This window comes from Nocardia donostiensis, from assembly GCF_002081715.1.
GTDB lineage: Bacteria > Actinomycetota > Actinomycetes > Mycobacteriales > Mycobacteriaceae > Nocardia > Nocardia donostiensis.
The window spans coordinates 1-2,833 of record NZ_MUKP01000110.1; the positions used below are offsets into that span (position 1 = coordinate 1).

Consider the following 2,833-nt stretch of genomic DNA (forward strand, 5'->3'; position numbering starts at 1 on the left):
CTGGCCATGGGTAGATCACTCCGCTTCGGGTCTAGAACATGCGACTGGACCGCCCTATTCGGACTCGCTTTCGCTACGGCTACCCCACACGGGTTAACCTCGCCACATGCCACTAACTCGCAGGCTCATTCTTCAAAAGGCACGCCATCACCCACCAGCCACAAGGACTGCGCAGGCTCTGACGGATTGTAAGCGCACGGTTTCAGGTACTATTTCACTCCCCTCCCGGGGTACTTTTCACCTTTCCCTCACGGTACTAGTCCGCTATCGGTCACCAGGGAGTATTCAGGCTTACCGGGTGGTCCCGGCAGATTCACAGCAGATTTCACGGGCCCGCTGCTACTCGGGTATCACTCACATGAGCCGTCATGTTTTCACCTACAGGACTCTCACCCTCTACGGTAGGCCGTCCCAGACCACTTCAGCTAACACAACGGTTTCTGACTCACGCCCAGCTCGGCAGAACTGAGAAGAGCAACCCCACAACCCCGCATAGACAACGCCTGCCGGCTCTCACATCTACACGGTTTAGCCTCCTCCGTTTTCGCTCGCCACTACTCACGGAATCACAATTGTTTTCTCTTCCTGCGGGTACTGAGATGTTTCACTTCCCCGCGTTCCCTCCACACACCCTATACATTCAGATGCGGGTAACACGACATCACTCGTGCTGGGTTTCCCCATTCGGACATCCTCGGATCTCAGCTCGGTTGACAGCTCCCCGAGGCTTATCGCAGCCTCCTACGTCCTTCATCGGCTCCTGGTGCCAAGGCATCCACCGTACGCTCTTCAACACTTACTAACAAAGATGCTCGCGTCCACTGTGCAGTTCTCAAACAACACACAAGACCAACCCAAACCCAGCACCAGCCCGAACCACAAGCCCGGCGGTATGACTGAAGATCAGCCTCGTCGTTTTTCTTGCCTGGAAAGAACGTCTGTTCTCTCAGGACCCAACAGTGTGTCGACTACATCCAGACCCACAAGCCTGGCACATGTCAGCGTTCCACCCATGAGCAACTGCGGCTCTACATTCGAGAACCAAACAGCCTCTGCCACCAGACGTTTACCATCCAACCAGCGTTGGTGTCGGTGGAGAATGCTCCTTAGAAAGGAGGTGATCCAGCCGCACCTTCCGGTACGGCTACCTTGTTACGACTTCGTCCCAATCGCCGATCCCACCTTCGACGGCTCCCTCCCACAAGGGGTTAGGCCACCGGCTTCGGGTGTTACCGACTTTCATGACGTGACGGGCGGTGTGTACAAGGCCCGGGAACGTATTCACCGCAGCGTTGCTGATCTGCGATTACTAGCGACTCCAACTTCACGGGGTCGAGTTGCAGACCCCGATCCGAACTGAGACCGGCTTTAAGGGATTCGCTCCACCTCACGGTATCGCAGCCCTCTGTACCGGCCATTGTAGCATGTGTGAAGCCCTGGACATAAGGGGCATGATGACTTGACGTCGTCCCCACCTTCCTCCGAGTTGACCCCGGCAGTCTCTCACGAGTCCCCGCCATTACGCGCTGGCAACATAAGATAAGGGTTGCGCTCGTTGCGGGACTTAACCCAACATCTCACGACACGAGCTGACGACAGCCATGCACCACCTGTACACCGACCACAAGGGGGCCTACATCTCTGCAGGTTTCCGGTGTATGTCAAACCCAGGTAAGGTTCTTCGCGTTGCATCGAATTAATCCACATGCTCCGCCGCTTGTGCGGGCCCCCGTCAATTCCTTTGAGTTTTAGCCTTGCGGCCGTACTCCCCAGGCGGGGTACTTAATGCGTTAGCTACGGCACGGATCCCGTGGAAGGAAACCCACACCTAGTACCCACCGTTTACGGCGTGGACTACCAGGGTATCTAATCCTGTTCGCTACCCACGCTTTCGCTTCTCAGCGTCAGTTACTGCCCAGAGACCCGCCTTCGCCACCGGTGTTCCTCCTGATATCTGCGCATTTCACCGCTACACCAGGAATTCCAGTCTCCCCTGCAGTACTCAAGTCTGCCCGTATCGCCTGCAAGCTCACAGTTGAGCTGTGAGTTTTCACAGACGACGCGACAAACCGCCTACAAGCTCTTTACGCCCAGTAATTCCGGACAACGCTCGCACCCTACGTATTACCGCGGCTGCTGGCACGTAGTTGGCCGGTGCTTCTTCTACTCCTACCGTCACTTGCGCTTCGTCGGAGTCGAAAGAGGTTTACAACCCGAAGGCCGTCATCCCTCACGCGGCGTCGCTGCATCAGGCTTTCGCCCATTGTGCAATATTCCCCACTGCTGCCTCCCGTAGGAGTCTGGGCCGTGTCTCAGTCCCAGTGTGGCCGGTCGCCCTCTCAGGCCGGCTACCCGTCGTCGCCTTGGTAGGCCATTACCCCACCAACAAGCTGATAGGCCGCGGGCTCATCTCGCACCGATAAATCTTTCCACCACCAACCATGCGACTAGTGGTCGTATCCGGTATTAGACCCAGTTTCCCAGGCTTATCCCAGAGTGCGAGGCAGATCACCCACGTGTTACTCACCCGTTCGCCGCTCGTGTACCCCGAAGGGCCTTACCGCTCGACTTGCATGTGTTAAGCACGCCGCCAGCGTTCGTCCTGAGCCAGGATCAAACTCTCCGTTGAAGACTCACGAAACACCCACAAAAGGGTGAATCAGAAATATCTAACTAGAGTCCGAAAACCTAGCAAAACAATCGCCAGCCGGAAAATAGCTGACAAAAAACATCCAGTCCCTCACACGGGGGTATGAAGAACCGGAAACCAAAAACATTTGGCACTGACATTCATCGACACACTATTGAGTTCTCAAAGAACACACGCACACAC

Annotated in this window: 2 rRNA genes; both read right to left on the reverse strand. The window is 56.1% G+C overall.

The window, feature by feature from the left end:
- A 23S ribosomal RNA gene (locus B0T44_RS26100) occupies positions 1-802 on the reverse strand; the annotation flags it as partial.
- Between the two features lie 308 nt (positions 803-1,110).
- Positions 1,111-2,629: ribosomal RNA gene (locus B0T44_RS26105) — 16S ribosomal RNA — on the reverse strand.
- Between the last annotated feature and the right edge of the window lie 204 nt (positions 2,630-2,833).